Source organism: Frankia canadensis, from assembly GCF_900197875.1.
Classification (GTDB): Bacteria; Actinomycetota; Actinomycetes; order Frankiales; family Frankiaceae; genus Frankia; species Frankia canadensis.
Genome location: NZ_FZMO01000088.1, coordinates 1 through 14,103 on the forward strand (window position 1 = coordinate 1; position 14,103 = coordinate 14,103).

Below are 14,103 nucleotides of genomic sequence, written 5' to 3' on the forward strand. Positions count from 1 at the left end.
GTCCGCGGAAGCCAGCCGCGAGGACGCCCCCGATCCCGCGGGACTGCGGCGGGCCGTGGCAGGCGGGGCATCCCAGGATCGTGCCAGCAGGGCGCGGCGGTCAGCCGAGCTCGCGCAGGAGGGCGGAGACGCCGCGGTCCCAGTCGACGGTCAGATCGGTGCAGGGCCGGCCGCCGATCCGCATCGGCGCCTCGGTGCCCGACAGCACCGCGGGAAGCAATGTGATGCCGCGGCCGGCGAGTTCCAGGGCGAGCGCCGGAAGGAATTCCTGCGCGACCCACGGCGCATGAATGCCGAGGGTCGAGTGGCCGAGCAGGAGGAAGTCCGCGGTCGCCAGGGTTTCGTTCATGAACATTGGCACGCTGTCGCCGATACGCACCTCCCACCGATCGAGATGCACCGCGTGGCCGACGGCGTTGACCGCACGCCCGAGACGTTCCGCCGTGGCGACGTCGGCGGCCCGGTGACTGATGAAGACGAACGCCATGATCTCCCCGGGTTTCTCGGTCCAGTCCGAAGCGCGGCATGCCCGTTTGGCATTCCCGTGTGCTTCGTGTCGACCGTAGCGCGTGGTGATCCCGGGCCGCATGCCTCCCCTCTCGCAACATGCGGCAGCTTCGTGCAAATAGTTAATGAATCGGGCAAAACGACTATGATCTATATCATATTGTAATGTTTACGTGATCCATCGGTAACTCTCCGTGTGACCCGCGGCGTCGGTGCGGGGCCGCCGGTCGTCGACGGGGCGGCTGCGGTCTGGCGCGTCCGGATGGCGCGGGGCAGGATCGGATGGAGCAGGACCGACGGGGCAGCACGCAGACGGGCCGCCGGTTGAACTCACGGACAGAAGCGGAGATCCGGACTCGATGGCCGAGAAGACAAGCGATTTCAAGCCCGGTCTGGAAGGTGTGATCGCCTTCGAGACGGAGATCGCCGAGCCGGACAAGGAAGGTAGCGCGCTGCGGTACCGCGGCGTCGACATCGAGGATCTTGTCGGCAAGGTGGACTACGGCCACGTCTGGGGCCTTCTGGTGGACGGGTCGTTCGAGCCGGGGCTGCCGCCGGCCGAGCCGTTCCCGGTGCCCGTGCACTCCGGCGACATCCGGGTGGACGTGCAGAGCGCCCTGGCGATGCTCGCGCCGTACTGGGGCATGGGCCAGCTGATCGACATCACCTCGGAGCAGGCCAGGGAGGACGTGGCGCGGGCGTCGGTGGTCGCCCTGTCGTTCGTCGCCCAGTCCGCGCGTGGCCTCGGCCAGCCGGCGGTGCCGCAGAAGGAGGTCGACCGGGCGCGGACCATAACGGAACGGTTCATGATCCGTTGGCGCGGCGAGCCGGACCCCAAGCACGTCCAGGCCGTCGACGCCTACTGGGTGTCGGCCGCCGAGCACGGGATGAACGCCTCCACGTTCACCGCCCGCGTCGTCGCGTCCACCGGGGCCGACGCCTCGGCGGCGCTGTCCGCGGCCGTGGGCGCGCTGTCCGGCCCGCTGCACGGCGGTGCGCCGTCGCGGGTGCTCGCCATGCTCGACGAGGTCGAGCGCACCGGCGACCCGCTCGGCTACGTCCGGCGCGCGCTGGACCGCAAGGAGCGCCTCATGGGCTTCGGGCACCGGGTGTACCGGGCCGAGGACCCGCGTGCCCGCGTGCTGCGGCGCACCGCCCGTGACCTCGGTTCCAGCCGCTACGAGGTGGCCGAGGCGCTGGAGGCCGCCGCGATCGAGGAACTGACCAACCGTTTCCCGGACCGTCCGCTGCGGACGAACGTGGAGTTCTGGTCGGCCGTGGTCCTGGACTTCGCCGAGGTCCCGGCTCATATGTTTACGTCCATGTTCACCTGCGCCCGCACCGCGGGCTGGAGTGCCCACATCCTCGAGCAGCAGCGCACCGGTCGGCTGATCCGCCCGTCGGCGCGCTACGTCGGCCCCGAGCCGCGCCCGCTCGGCGACGTCCTGCCGGAGGTGCCTCGTGGCTGACGTGCCCGCGATCGCGCTGCCCGCGGACCTGCGCCCGGCTGACGGCCGGTTCGGCTGCGGACCGTCGAAGATCCGCCCGGAGGCGGTCGCGGCGCTGGCCGCCAGCGGCCCGACCTACCTCGGTACCTCGCACCGGCAGAAGCCGGTGAAGAGCCTGGTCGGCCGGGTCCGCGCCGGGCTCGCCGAGCTGTTCTCGCTGCCCGCCGGGTACGAGGTCGTGCTCGGCATCGGCGGCGCCACGGCGTTCTGGGACGCGGCCGTGTTCAACCTGGTGCGCACCCGCTCCCAGCACCTCGTCTTCGGCGAGTTCGGCGGAAAGTTCGCCGACACGACGAAGGGCGCGCCGTTCCTCGCCGACCCGTCGGTCGTCTCCTCGGCGCCCGGCTCGCACCCGGACTGGGCGCCCGAGGCGGGCATCGACGTCTACGCCACCCCGCACAACGAGACGTCCACCGGCGTCGCCCGCCCGGTGCGCCGCCCGACCGGCGCCGGGGTCGATGACGGCGCGCTGCACCTGGTCGACGCCACCTCGGGCGCCGGCGGCCTGCCCGTCGACGTCAGCGAGGTGGACGTCTACTACTTCGCGCCGCAGAAGAACTTCGCCTCCGACGGTGGTCTGTGGACCGCGCTCATGTCGCCGGCGGCGATCGGGCGTCTCGCCGAGATCGCCGCGACCGACCGGTGGATCCCGCCGTTCCTCGACCTGACGACGGCGCTGGACAACAGTGTGAAGGACCAGACGTACAACACCCCCGCGGTGTCGACGCTGTTCCTGTTCGCCGACCAGATCGAGTGGATGCTCGGCCAGGGCGGCCTCGACTGGTGCGTGCGGCGCACGGCCGAGTCGTCGTCGATCCTCTACACCTGGGCGGAGAAGACGGCGTTCGCGACGCCGTTCGTCGCCGACCCCGCGCAGCGTTCCCAGGTCGTCGTCACCATCAACTTCGACGAGGTGGACGCCGCCGCGGTCGCCAAGGTGCTGCGGGCCAATGGTGTGGTCGACGTGGAGCCGTACCGCAAGCTCGGCCGCAACCAGCTCCGCGTCGCCTGCTTCCCCGCCGTCGACCCCGCCGACGTCGAAGCCCTCACCGCCAGCATCGACTACGTCGTAGAACGCCTCTAGCGTCGAGAAGCCCGCTCAACGCCTCTGGCATCGAGGAAGCTCGCCCAGCGCCTCTGACGTTCGGAGGTCCGCCCAGCGCCTCTGGCGTCGCGGTGTCCGCCCAGCGCCTCTGACGTTCGGGGGTCCGCCAACGCCACGGGCGCTGCGCGGCGTGGCGGGCCGGGGATTGCGATCTCTCCCCGGCCCGCTCGCGAACTCGGCGTGCCGTGTCCGTTTTGTCGCCCTGTTCGCGACACGGGCCGCAGTGATGCTGCCGGGACGCTGCCATGACCCGCCGCATGACCCGCTGTCGGAACGCTGCCGTGACCCGCAGCCGTGCGCTGATGGCAGCCGTGCGCGGGGGGCGGCGAGGAGCCGTCAGCCGCGGAAGGGGGTGAGGTTGTTGGAGAGCCAGGAGGGGGTGTCGACGGGCCAGGGGTCGCCGACGAGGGCGATCAGGCCCATGATCGTGGTGTAGATCAGGTTCGCCAGGTTGCAGAAGGCGACGAACGCGAGGATCCGCAGTGCCGTGTGGACCCAGCTCGCCGTCCGCAGCTGAACCAGGCCGTGCTCGATGACGGTGTGGCCCTTCTCGTCCTGGTGGTAGAGCAGCAGGGCACAGGCGACGAACGCCGCGGGGAAGACCAGGAACTCGTACAGCGGGAACTGGTCGTAGCCGCCGCCGAGCAGGGACAGGCTGTGGTTGGTGATCAGCCAGCCGTCGAAGTGCATGAGCGTGGTGGCCCCGACGTCCAGCACTCCCATCGAGATCCAGATCGCCGGGACCGAGACGAGGGTCTGCACGGTCCGGCTGACGTCCGGGCGCCGCTCCTTGATCTTCCGCATCGCCCACACGCCGGACAGGGCGGTGAGCGTGAACGAGACGAAGTAGCTCGACGGGTCGACCAGCAGCGGTTCGGCGATGCGGTCACCGTGCGGGGTCCGGAAGCCGGGGATGTAGTTCGCCCAGCTCCCCATGTTCACCAGGGCCGCGTTGTAGGTGAACATCGGCCGCAGGAAGTTGAGGAACGGGTCGAGCCAGTACGCGGAGAGCCAGCCGATCATCATCAGCCGGGTGGCGTCGATCCGGCCGGACTTCCGGATGCCGCGCACGAACCAGACGAGCGCGCCGGCGAGCGACACCGTGCTGACGACTTCGAACACCCGCATCACGACCCGCGAGTAGGTGGGGACCCGGTCGACGCCGGTGTGCGTCGGGTGGAAGCCGTCGGAGAGAACCCACGAACCGTAGGTGTAAAGCTGAACGACGACGAAGACGGCGCCCAGAAGCGCCCACCAGACGACCGGTGGGACCCGCCGCGGCGCCCGGGTCTCCGTCACCGTGCTTTGTTCGAGCTGCACAGTCATGGCCAGCTTCTCCCGGTGCCACTGATACGGAATCGGCGTGAGGCATCCTCACGTCGGCCGTAAGATAGCACCGGTATTCAGCAGTGGCCACCGGTATCGTCGCCCCGATGAGCCGCAAAAACGACGGTGGCCGGCGAGCGGAGGGCCCGCCGGCCACCTCACGGCTGGTACTGCTGCCAGGACGGGCGGAGTGGAGCGGGGATTCCGCGCATCCCGGCGGGGACTTCGGTCAGGAGTCCCTCGCGACCGTCAGCGCAGCGGGCGCTCCGGGGCGGCCTGGGCGGCCTGGGCGGCGATCGGGTCGGCGTCGGAGTCGACGCCGGCGGAGCGCTCGTCCATCGGGACGTAGGGCCGCTGGTCGTAGCCGACGTACAGCTGGCGCGGACGGGCGATCTTCTGCTCGGGGTCGAGCAGGCCCTCCTCCCACTGGGCGAGCCAGCCGGGCATCCGGCCGATGGCGAACAGCACCGGGAACATCTCCACCGGGAAGCCCATCGCCTGGTAGATGATGCCGGTGTAGAAGTCGACGTTCGGGTAGAGCTTGCGGGAGATGAAGTACTCGTCCTCCAGCGCGATCCGCTCCAGCTCCATCGCGAGGTCGAGCAGCGGGTTGGTGCCGGTGACCTTGAACACCTCGTCCGCGACCTGGCGGATGACGCGGGCCCGCGGGTCATAGTTCTTGTAGATGCGGTGGCCGAAGCCCATCAGCTTCTTCTTGCCGTCCTTCACCTGGGCGATGAAGGAGGGGATGTTCTCCACCGAGCCGATCTCGGAGAGCATCCGCAGCACCTGCTCGTTCGCGCCGCCGTGCAGCGGGCCGTAGAGCGCGGCGATGGCGGCGGCCGTCGCGGAGAAGGGGTCGGCCTGGGAGCTGCCGACGGCGCGCATCGCGTTGGCCGAGCAGTTCTGCTCGTGGTCGGCGTGCAGGATGAACAGCACGTCGAGGGCGTGCTCGAGGTTCGGGTCCGGCTCGTACTTGAGCTCGGTGGCCTTCCACATCATGTTGAGGAAGTTGCCGGCGTAGGACAGGTCGTTGTCCGGGTACACGTACGGGAAGCCGACCGAGTGCCGGTACGAGTACGCCGCCAGCGTGGTGATCTTGGCGATCAGGCGGACGATCTGCAGCCGCCGCAGGCCCGGGTCGTCGATCGTCTTGGCGTCCGGGTAGAAGGTCGACAGCGCGCCCACGCTGGAGACGAGCATGCCCATCGGGTGGGCGTCGTGGTGGAAGCCGTCGATGAACTTCTTGATCGACTCGTGCACCAGGGTGTGGTGCGTGATCTCGTCTTCCCAGGTCGACAGCTCGTCGCCCGAGGGCAGCTCGCCGGCCAGCAGCAGATAGGCGACCTCGAGGAAGCTGCTCTTCTCCGCGAGCTCCTGGATGGGGTAGCCGCGGTAGCGCAGGATGCCTGCGTCACCGTCGATGTAGGTGATCGCACTGCGACAGCTGGCCGTGTTCGTGAACGCCGGGTCGTAGGCCATCAGGCCGAAGTCGTCGTCGCTCGTCTTGATCGAGCGGAACGCACTCGCGCGTACCGTGCCGTCCGAGACCGGGATCTCGTAGGTCCTTCCGGTTCGGTTGTCGGTAACGGTCAGTGTGCTGACCTGCTCGGACACGCCGGGCTCCTCTCGCGGTGGCGATGCCGTCCATGCACGGCTCTGGCCCCAGCCGGGGCGCGCATCCGGGTATGGAGCGCTCACTCCGGTTTGCTGGCTCACATGCTTCTTCCCAAGTCTGGCCGCTCGCGCCTGCACATGCCCGTGATCGGTGAGCCTCGTCCCACGTGTGCTACGCCACCCCTTATGGGACAGCTGGTTCCCAGGGCATGGCCGGCGTGGCGGGACACGCTGGGTGAGAACCACCCGCGGCCGGCGACGAATCGGCGCCGAGCTACCCGAAAGGGGACGCGTCGCCCCGATGGTCCGGACCGGCGGCGGTCGCGGCGGCGGCCCCACGCCCGCCGACCGGGCGCGGCTCGGGCGGGGTGGCGCGCAGCCACGCCAGCACGGCGAGCACCCGCCGGTTGTCGTCCCCGGACGCCGGCATCCCGAGCTTGGCGAACACCCCCGCGATGTGGTTCTCCACGGTCTTGGGCGCCAGGTGCAGCCGGGAGCCGATGCCCTGGTTGGAGCGGCCCTCGGCCATGTGGCCGAGCACGGAGCGCTCCCGCGGGGTCAGCCGGGCCAGCTCGTCGGCGTGCCGCCGGTGCGCCAGCAGGCCGGCGACGATCTCCTCGTCCAGGACGAGCCTGCCCTCGACCACCCGGCGCAGCGCGTCCTGCAGCGCGGCGACGTCGTCGACCCGGTCCTTGAGCAGGTAGCCGAGCCCCCCGCCGCCGCCACCCAGCAGCCGCAGCGCGTACGGCGTCTCCGCGTACGTCGACAGCACCAGCACGGCGACACCGCGGTGGCGTGCGCGGATCCGTTCCGCGGCGACCAGACCCTCGTCCGTGTACGTCGGCGGCATCCGGATGTCCATGATCACTGCGTCCGGCCGGCTCCGGTCGAGTCCGCTGACCAGTTCGTCGGCGGTGGCCGCCTGCGCGACGACCTCGGCCCCGGAGCTCGCCAGCAGCATCGCCAGACCCTCCCGGAACAGGGCGGAGTCATCCGCGATCGCTACCCGCACGGGTTGGTTCCCTCCTGAGGGTTGGGATTCGGGTGGGGCGGGTGAGTCAGCACGGGATGTTCGCCGTCAGGCGGGTGCCGCCGCCCGAGGGGCTCGCGATCACGAGCGCGCCGCCGAGCGCCCGGACCCGGTCGACGAGACCGGCGAGCCCGCCGCCCTCGGCCGCCGTCGCGCCGCCCTTGCCGTCGTCGATGACATCGATGCGGACGGCGTCACCCATCTGGCGCACCGACACCGTCGCCCGGGTCGCCCCCGCGTGCTTGACCGTGTTCGCGAGAGCCTCACAGATCGTGTAGTAGGCACCCGCCTCCAGGACCGCGTCGAACCGCTGCGCGCAGACGTCGAGCTCGACCTCCACCGGCAGCGCTGCCGTGACGACCTCCAGGGCCGGCCGCAACCCGCCCTGGCTCAGCACGGCCGGATGGATCCCCCGTGCCAGGCTGCGCAGGTCCGCGAGGGCGTGGCGGAGGTCCTCGCGGGCGGCCTCGATCGCGGAAATCGTATCGGGGTCCGTGGCCTTCGTCCGGGCGAGTCCCAGCCTGGTCGCCAGGGCCAGCAGTCGTTGCTGCGCGCCGTCGTGCAGATCGCGTTCCAGCCGCCGGCGTTCGTGCAGGCTCGCCTCCACCAGCCGGGCCCGGGAGGCGCGCACGGAGTCCAGCTGGGCGGCGACGGTGGCGTGCAGCCGCGCGTTCTCCAGGGCCAGCACGCAGGCCTGCACCGCCGCCACGACGAGGTCCTGGTTGCGGCGCATCGCGGGCGCGGCGGTGATCAGGGCGAGCGGCGCACCGGCCGCCGTGCGCACCTCCATGATCAGGTCGGCGTCGGGTGGGTGCGGAGGCTGCCGCGCGATGCCGTCGCCGTCGGCGTGGTGGCCGTCGTCCGGCAGCCACAGCAGGATCTCGGCCGAGTCGTCGTGCAGCGCGATGCGCAGCGCGTCGCGCACGGCGCCCACCGTCGGCGGGCTCGGCAGGCTCGCGAGCTGCTGCGCGATCCGGGCGCGGACGAAGGTCCTGCGCAGCACGGCGACGGCGAACGCCACCGGAATGAGCAGCAGCGTCAGCGACACCAGGGTGAACTCGGCGCCGATGTGCGGGCTGGTCGGAATATAGGAGACGGTGTTGACCGCCGCGGCGATGAGGAACGCGAACAGCAGCGCGAACGCCACCGGGCGGAAGATGCGCCGATCCAGCTCGGAATACCGCCGCAGCCGGTGCCGGATGACGACCAGGAACATCGCGGCGAGCGCGACCGTGATGGTGTCGAGCCCGATCGTAAGGATGTCGTACATCCCGTGGTCGACCGGGGATCCGTACCACCAGAGGCCGTCCGGATGCGTGTATCCGAGCCACTCGGGCCGCGCGATGCCGAGCTGGGCCATGTTCGCCACGGGGACGAACAGCACCGCGGCGCCCAGCAGCACGCGTTCGGTGTTGTTCTGCAGCCGCCCGGTCGGATAGCGCAGCACGCCCCAGCCGACGCAGACCCAGAAGTGCGCGTAGGAGAACGTCGCTATCAGCGCCGACGGTCCGCCGTCCCAGGCCGACGTGAAGGACAGCGCCCACAGCAGGCCACCGAGGACGAGCGCGCCGGTCACGCTGCCCAGCGACTCCTCGCCGTTGAGCAGGGCGGCGGTGAGCACGAACGCCACCGTGACCGAGACGTTCACCGCGGCGGGAACCGGGCTGGGACCGAACGCCGGCCACTGGCAGGCCGCCGCGGCGACGGCGGCCGCCGTGCCGCCGATGGCCAGGCACCACGTCCGGTGCCGGGCGGCACAGGCGGACATGAGGCTGGGCAGGCGCGGATGCGGCACGTCAGTCGACGTTATGTAGCCAGGAACTCACCCGCCAAGGGTCGCACACAGACGGCGGCGGATTGCGGGTTACCCCCCACCCGATCGCTGGTGATCCCCCGGAGAAGTGTGGAGCTCTCCCCGAAGCCAGCGGTGGTGGCACTGGTGGAACCTGGTTGCACGGAATCGGTGTCCACGGTGGTCGCGCTCCGCGGGCGGGCGCCGGCCGTACGAGGGTCGGCTGCCGCCGGGGGGTGGCCGGCCCTCCCCGGCATTCGTTCGCCAGCCCGTTCGGGGCGCGTTCAGTCCGGGTTCGGGAGGTGTTCGCGCGGGTGTGCGGGCTGGCCTGTGACCGCCGCGCGCTCCGGGCGCACGATTTCCCGCGGACCACGAAGAGATTCCGGACGGTGCCGGCGAGTACCGTCAGGAGATGGAGACCGGAACGGCGCGTGACGCCGAACTCGCGTCCGCGTTGCGGCTGTCGGTGATGCGCCTGTCCCGACGGATGCGCCAGGAGAGGTCGAGCCGCCTCACCCCCACGCAGACCTCCGTGCTGGCCTCGCTCGGGCGGCGCGGTCCCATGACCCTGGGCGAGATCGCCGCGCACGAGCGGGTCCAGCCGCCGTCGATGACCCGGGTGATCGCCTTCCTCGCGGTCGAGGGGCTGGTCGAGCGCCGGTCCCATCCGACCGACGGCCGGCAGGTGATCGTCGAGGTGACGGACCGGGGGCGTGCGCTGCTGAGCGACGACCGGCGGCGCCGGGACGAATGGCTGACCGACCGGCTGGCCGCCCTGACCACCGAGGAGATCGCCGCGCTGACCCGGGCGGCGCCGATCCTCGACGCGCTCGCCGGCTCCTGACGCCGCGGACGGCGGGTGCGCCGTCGGGTGGTGGGCGGTGCGTGTTCCGTCAGAGCTCGACCCAGCCTCCCCGCCGGTGGGAGGTGCCGGCCGCGGCGAGCAGCCGGTTCGCGGCGAGCAGGTCGTGGAACGTCGCGCCCCGCACCAGGCGGGTGTCGTCGAGCTCGGTGGCGCGCACGACGTCGTAGGTCGCCTCCATCAGCCCGGGCCGGGCGGTCGGGCTGGTCGGCATCAGCATGTCCCGCACGCCGGCATCGTCCTGCCGGCGCACGCGTCGCCCCTGCACCACGACCCGCCCCTCCTCCCCGCAGACGGTGATGGTGGCGGTACCCAGATCGCCGCCCATCCGCTCGTTGATCAGGACGGTGGCGCCGCTGGCGGTGAGCAGGGCGAGTGTCACCGGCGCGTCCGGCGTCAGCGTGGGCGCCGGCATCGCCGCCGGATCGGCGCAGACCGCGAGGATCTCACCGCACCAGCGGATGACGAGATCGACGATCTCGACCCGGCCGCTCGGCCCGGTGGGCGCCCCGACCACGGTCATCTGGGTCAGCCGGCCCAGCGACGGCACGGTCGCCGCGACGTGCGTCGCCGCCGGCCAGGCCCGGCCGTCGAGCGCGACCACGTGGGCGACGTCGCCCTCCTCGGCCAGGTCCGCGACCGCCCGCAGGGTCTCCGCCTCGGCGCCGCCCGGCCCGGCCAACAGGACATGCAGGCCGATCTCCGCGGCCCGGCGGGCGACGATGTCGGCGCCGGGCGGCCGGGTCTCGACGCAGACGGCCTCGATGTCGTCGGAGAGCAGCGCGAGCAGGTCGGCGTAGGCACGCGGGACGCCCGCCTCGGCGGCCCAGGCCAGCGACTCCAGCGGTTCCGGGGCCAGCAGGCCCACCACGTCGACACCGGCGTCGCGCAGCACCCCGGCCGTCGTGCTGTCCGAACCGTCGGTGACCAGGGCCATCGCGAGCGGGAGGTCGGGCTGCCGGCGGCGGATCACGCGCCGCAGTTCCCGCCAGCTCACGGCCAGCGCCGGGTCGCGAGGCGGGACCAGCTCGGGGAGCGTCGTCACGGTTCTGATAGTGCCCTCAGCGGGCGGCGCGGTCACCGAGGCACCCGGTACGGGTCACCGGCGGGTGCCGGGCGGGCGCCCGCGTCGGGGGGATTGCGGGCGGTGGGCGGACGCCGCGAGCGCCGGGGGAGGCCAGGCCCCCGGTAGGTTGACGGGCGTGAGACTCCTCCACCGGCTGAAGCCGGTGGCTTCTCAGGCCGCCTGAGCGTCGGTCTGAAGGGCGAGCCCCGCCCTGAGGATGTTGACGGCCGCGTTCTCGTCGGCGTGCGCGGTGTGCCCGCACGTCACGCACAGGAACGTGGCCTGCGTCGGCCGGTTCCACGCGGCGACGTGCCCGCACTGGGCGCACCGCTGGGAGGTGTGGCGGGGGTTCACCTCGACGACGACCCGTCCGGCGCTTTCAGCCTTGGCGCGCAGCACGTTGAGGAACACCCCCCACCCGGCGTCGAGGATCGAGCGGTTCAGTCCGGCCTTGGCGGCCTGGCCGTTGGGCAGGAACGCCCCCGGCCTGTCGGGGTCGGGCTTGCGCCTGGCCCGGCGGGTCATGCCCTTGATGCTCAGCTTCTCGACGGCGATCAGGTCGTGGTCGGCGACCAGTTCGCAGGCGGTCTTGTTCGCGAGGTCGACGCGCTGCCGGGCGACGGTCCGGTGGTGGTTGGCGACCCGGGCGACGGCCTTGCGGCGCCGTTTCGATCCACGCTTCTTCCGTGCCAGGTCCCGCTGCGCATCGGCCAGCTTGCCGGCGGCCCGTTCGAGGAAGCGCGGATTGCCGTATTGTTTCCCGTCCGAGGTCGTCGCCAGCGACGCCACACCCAGATCGACGCCGACGACCGCGCCGGTCGGCGCCAGCGGGACGGCGGGAACGTCGTCGCAGGACAGGATCAGATACCAGCGGGTGCCCTCGTGCTTGACCGAGACGGTCTTGACGGTGCCGCGTACCGGCCGGTGCTGGTTGACCTTGACGTGGCCGACGCCTTGGAGTCGTACCCGGGTTTGGGTCGCATGGTGGGGGTCGGAGTTCCAGCGGCAGCCGTCCCCGTCCTTCGGCCACTCCACGGTGTCGAACCAGCCGGCACCTTTGAAACGCGGGTAGCCGGGTGCCCCACCCGCCTCGACGCGGCGGAAGAACGCGGCGAACGCCAGGGTTCAGCCGGCGCAGCGTGGCCTGCTGGGAGGAGAACGACCAGCGGGCCTGGTCCGGGTCGTAGGCGCGGATCTCTTTGAGCTGGGCGGACTGGTCGCCGTAGCGGATCGCCGTCTTCGACGGGTGCCGGTAGGCGTCACGGCGCTCCTGAAGGGCGGCGTTGTAGAGATCGCGGTGGTCGTCGAGCATCGCGTGCAGCGATCCGACCTGATGCCCTGTCGGGCGCAGTAGGAACTTGTACGTCCGCCTCACCGGGCCACGCCCTTGCGCCACGGCCGCTCGTCCTGCGTGTCGATGTACCGCCGGACCGTCTCAGCCGAGACCGCGCCGACCGTGGCAACGAAGTACGACCGGGACCACAGCGTGGGCAGCCGGGAGCGCAGGTGCGCGAACTCGCCGCGCAGTTCGTGGGACGTGAAGCCCTTGATCTGGTTGGCGATGTACGACGGGGAGTGCTTCGGATGAGCCCTCACGAACACGTGCACGTGGTCGGGCTCGATCTCCAGCGCGACGACCGGCCAGTCGTGCTCGGCGCACTTCTCGCGAACCAGCGCGTCCAGCCGGTCGCGAACCTGACCCACGAGAACAGCCCGGCGGTACTTTGGGCACCAGACGACGTGGTAGCCGAGGTCGTAGACCCCGCCTGCCCCTGCGGTCACCTGCCGCCCCATGCCATCGGTTATACCAGCAACGCCGGTATAATCGTCGCGGTCCGCACCGGATTCCCCTGTCGCCTGAAGGCGACAGTCCCCTCTGGAGGTCACGGATGGAGGCCGCCGTCGCGAGATCTGCCTGGCCAGCCTGGGACGCTCGCTGAGCGCCCGGCTGTTCGTGGCGGTGCTGCCGCCGGGGCGGATGGTCGAGGACCTGCGGGCGGCCACGCGCCCGGTCCGGCTGGCGGCTCCCGACCTGCGCTGGTCCGAACCCGACCGGTGGCACGTGACTCTCGCGTTCCTCGGGCCGGTACCGGACGAGCGGCGTGCGGACCTCGACGCCCGCCTCGCCCGGGTGGCAGCCCGACACGGCCCGATCCCGGTCGAGACCGTCGGCGGCGGCCGGTTCGGTGATCGGGTGCTGTGGACCCAGGTGCGAGAGGTCCGCGGCCAGCGCGACGGTCAGGGCGGTGGCGGGAGTCCCGGCCCGGGCAGGGACCTGGCCGGACTGGCCGCCGGGGTGCGGCGGGCGGCCGAGCGGGCCCGGGCCGCCCCCGAGGCGGACGCCCGGCCGCTGCGCGCCCATCTCACCCTCGCCAGGGTTCCCGACCACGCCCGCCGGGAGTTGGCGCCGCTGGTCGACCGGCTGCGCGCGGCCGTCGCGCCGATGCCGTGGACGATCGACCGGCTCGTGCTGATGAGCAGCGTCAACGGCCCGCCGGGCACCCCCGCGATCTACGCGGAGGAGGCCGGCTGGCCGCTCACCGGCCGGTGAGGACGGCATGCCGGTGAGCGGCCGGTGTGCCGGTGTGCCGGCGACCGGTGTCGGCGGGGTCAGGAGGCGTCGGCGTCGAGTGGGCGGTAGCGGTAGCCGACCCGGCGGATCGTCTCGATCCGGTACCGGTTGTCCGGGCCGAGCTTGCGCCGCAGCCGGGTGACGAGGACGTCCACCGTGCGCAGGTCGGGCGCGGACTCGTCGTCGGCCCGGTGTCCCCACACGGAGGTCAGCAGGCCCTGGCGGCTGTGCGCGGTACCCGGGTGGCGGACGAAGAAGTCCAGCACCTCGAACTCCAGGTAGGTCAGGTCCAGGGGCCGGCCGTCGACGGTCGCGAGCCAGGCGGTGCGGTCGATCCAGACCCCGCGGCCGGGCGGGGTCTGCGCCACCTGGCGGGCCGGCGCCGCGGCGACCCGCGGGAGTGCCTGGGCCGGGAAGGCCGCGCGGGGGCGCGTCGCCGGCGCGAGAGACGGCGACCCGAGGGGCGGGGCGGCGAGGGGCGGGCGAGTCGGCGCGGCCGCCAGGCGGGACGCCCGGTACGGGAGGAGGGTCGTCTGCGGGGGCATCGCTGGCCTTTCGGTCAGTGGGTTCTCCCGTCGCCGGGAGAAGGATGATCACGAGACTGCGGGTCGAGACGCGGTGCGCGAGCGGATGCGCTCAATGCCGGGCGGGTCGCCGCGGGTGGCCCGTGCGTGCGGGTCGGGCGTCCGGCGGCGACCCGCCCGGCATTGAGCGCATC

Annotated in this window: 13 protein-coding genes; 4 read left to right on the forward strand and 9 right to left on the reverse strand. The window is 71.9% G+C overall.

Translation table 11 applies throughout. The annotated features are described in order from the left end of the window. Window positions 1-100: 100 nt before the first annotated feature. Window positions 101-589, reverse strand: a complete 489-nt coding sequence (locus tag C1A33_RS09275) for a toll/interleukin-1 receptor domain-containing protein (RefSeq protein WP_243407352.1) — start codon at window positions 587-589, stop codon at window positions 101-103. A 277-nt stretch (window positions 590-866) separates the two neighbouring features. On the opposite strand from C1A33_RS09275, the gene C1A33_RS09280 reads away from it, so the two are divergent. Both C1A33_RS09280 and serC read left to right on the forward strand, forming a co-directional pair. Beyond that, window positions 867-1,976 carry a citrate synthase 2 gene (locus C1A33_RS09280; protein WP_101831114.1) on the forward strand — a complete coding sequence of 370 codons (1,110 nt, stop codon included), beginning with the start codon at window positions 867-869 and terminating at the stop codon, window positions 1,974-1,976. Next, window positions 1,969-3,099, forward strand: coding sequence for a phosphoserine transaminase (gene serC / locus C1A33_RS09285; RefSeq protein ID WP_101831115.1), 1,131 nt, complete (start codon window positions 1,969-1,971; stop codon window positions 3,097-3,099). The genes C1A33_RS09280 and serC overlap by 8 nt, the downstream gene beginning before the upstream one ends. Window positions 3,100-3,456: 357 nt before the next feature. On the opposite strand, the gene C1A33_RS09290 is transcribed toward serC, so the two are convergent. From C1A33_RS09290 to C1A33_RS09305, 4 genes are all read right to left on the reverse strand, one after another. Then, window positions 3,457-4,446, reverse strand: a complete 990-nt coding sequence (locus C1A33_RS09290) for a spirocyclase AveC family protein (protein ID WP_101831116.1) — start codon at window positions 4,444-4,446, stop codon at window positions 3,457-3,459. Between the two features lie 249 nt (window positions 4,447-4,695). Next, entirely contained in the window at window positions 4,696-6,063 is a 1,368-nt protein-coding gene (locus C1A33_RS09295; protein ID WP_101831117.1) for a citrate synthase, read from the reverse strand. A 274-nt stretch (window positions 6,064-6,337) separates the two neighbouring features. Then, a complete protein-coding gene (locus tag C1A33_RS09300; protein WP_101831118.1) occupies window positions 6,338-7,075 on the reverse strand; it encodes a response regulator transcription factor in 738 nt (245 codons plus the stop codon). 46 nt (window positions 7,076-7,121) lie between these two features. After that, complete coding sequence (locus tag C1A33_RS09305; protein WP_101831119.1) at window positions 7,122-8,888, reverse strand: sensor histidine kinase; 1,767 nt, start codon at window positions 8,886-8,888, stop codon at window positions 7,122-7,124. Between the two features lie 409 nt (window positions 8,889-9,297). Between C1A33_RS09305 and C1A33_RS09310 the strand changes: the two genes are divergently transcribed. Further along, window positions 9,298-9,729 (forward strand): MarR family transcriptional regulator, encoded by a 432-nt coding sequence (locus C1A33_RS09310; RefSeq protein WP_101831120.1) that lies wholly within the window; start codon window positions 9,298-9,300, stop codon window positions 9,727-9,729. Window positions 9,730-9,778: 49 nt separating this feature from the next. Here C1A33_RS09310 and C1A33_RS09315 read toward each other — a convergent pair whose 3' ends face one another. The 3 genes from C1A33_RS09315 to tnpA form a co-directional block, all read right to left on the reverse strand. After that, window positions 9,779-10,792, reverse strand: a complete 1,014-nt coding sequence (locus C1A33_RS09315; RefSeq protein WP_101831121.1) for a Gfo/Idh/MocA family oxidoreductase — start codon at window positions 10,790-10,792, stop codon at window positions 9,779-9,781. Window positions 10,793-10,984: 192 nt separating this feature from the next. Further along, a complete protein-coding gene (locus C1A33_RS09320; protein WP_243407353.1) occupies window positions 10,985-11,935 on the reverse strand; it encodes an RNA-guided endonuclease InsQ/TnpB family protein in 951 nt (316 codons plus the stop codon). Between the two features lie 249 nt (window positions 11,936-12,184). Continuing rightward, entirely contained in the window at window positions 12,185-12,607 is a 423-nt protein-coding gene (gene tnpA / locus C1A33_RS09325; protein ID WP_101831122.1) for an IS200/IS605 family transposase, read from the reverse strand. 160 nt (window positions 12,608-12,767) lie between these two features. Here tnpA and C1A33_RS09330 point away from each other — a divergent pair, with 160 nt between their 5' ends. Then, window positions 12,768-13,364 carry a 2'-5' RNA ligase family protein gene (locus C1A33_RS09330; protein WP_341477206.1) on the forward strand — a complete coding sequence of 199 codons (597 nt, stop codon included), beginning with the start codon at window positions 12,768-12,770 and terminating at the stop codon, window positions 13,362-13,364. 59 nt (window positions 13,365-13,423) lie between these two features. Here the strand turns inward: C1A33_RS09330 and C1A33_RS09335 are convergent, their stop codons facing one another. Continuing rightward, the gene (locus C1A33_RS09335) at window positions 13,424-13,930 is read right to left on the reverse strand and encodes a winged helix-turn-helix domain-containing protein (RefSeq protein ID WP_101831123.1); all 507 of its coding nucleotides are present in this window, start codon (window positions 13,928-13,930) and stop codon (window positions 13,424-13,426) included. Window positions 13,931-14,103 lie beyond the last annotated feature (173 nt).

Excerpts from the sequence above, each read along its gene's own strand:
- C1A33_RS09275 (WP_243407352.1), bottom strand. The coding sequence starts at position 589 with ATGCGGCCCGGGATCACCACGCGCTACGGTCGACACGAAGCACACGGG.
- C1A33_RS09280 (WP_101831114.1), top strand. The coding sequence starts at position 867 with ATGGCCGAGAAGACAAGCGATTTCAAGCCCGGTCTGGAAGGTGTGATC.
- C1A33_RS09290 (WP_101831116.1), bottom strand. The coding sequence starts at position 4,446 with ATGACTGTGCAGCTCGAACAAAGCACGGTGACGGAGACCCGGGCGCCG.
- C1A33_RS09310 (WP_101831120.1), top strand. The coding sequence starts at position 9,298 with ATGGAGACCGGAACGGCGCGTGACGCCGAACTCGCGTCCGCGTTGCGG.
- tnpA (WP_101831122.1), bottom strand. The coding sequence starts at position 12,607 with ATGGGGCGGCAGGTGACCGCAGGGGCAGGCGGGGTCTACGACCTCGGC.
- C1A33_RS09335 (WP_101831123.1), bottom strand. The coding sequence starts at position 13,930 with ATGCCCCCGCAGACGACCCTCCTCCCGTACCGGGCGTCCCGCCTGGCG.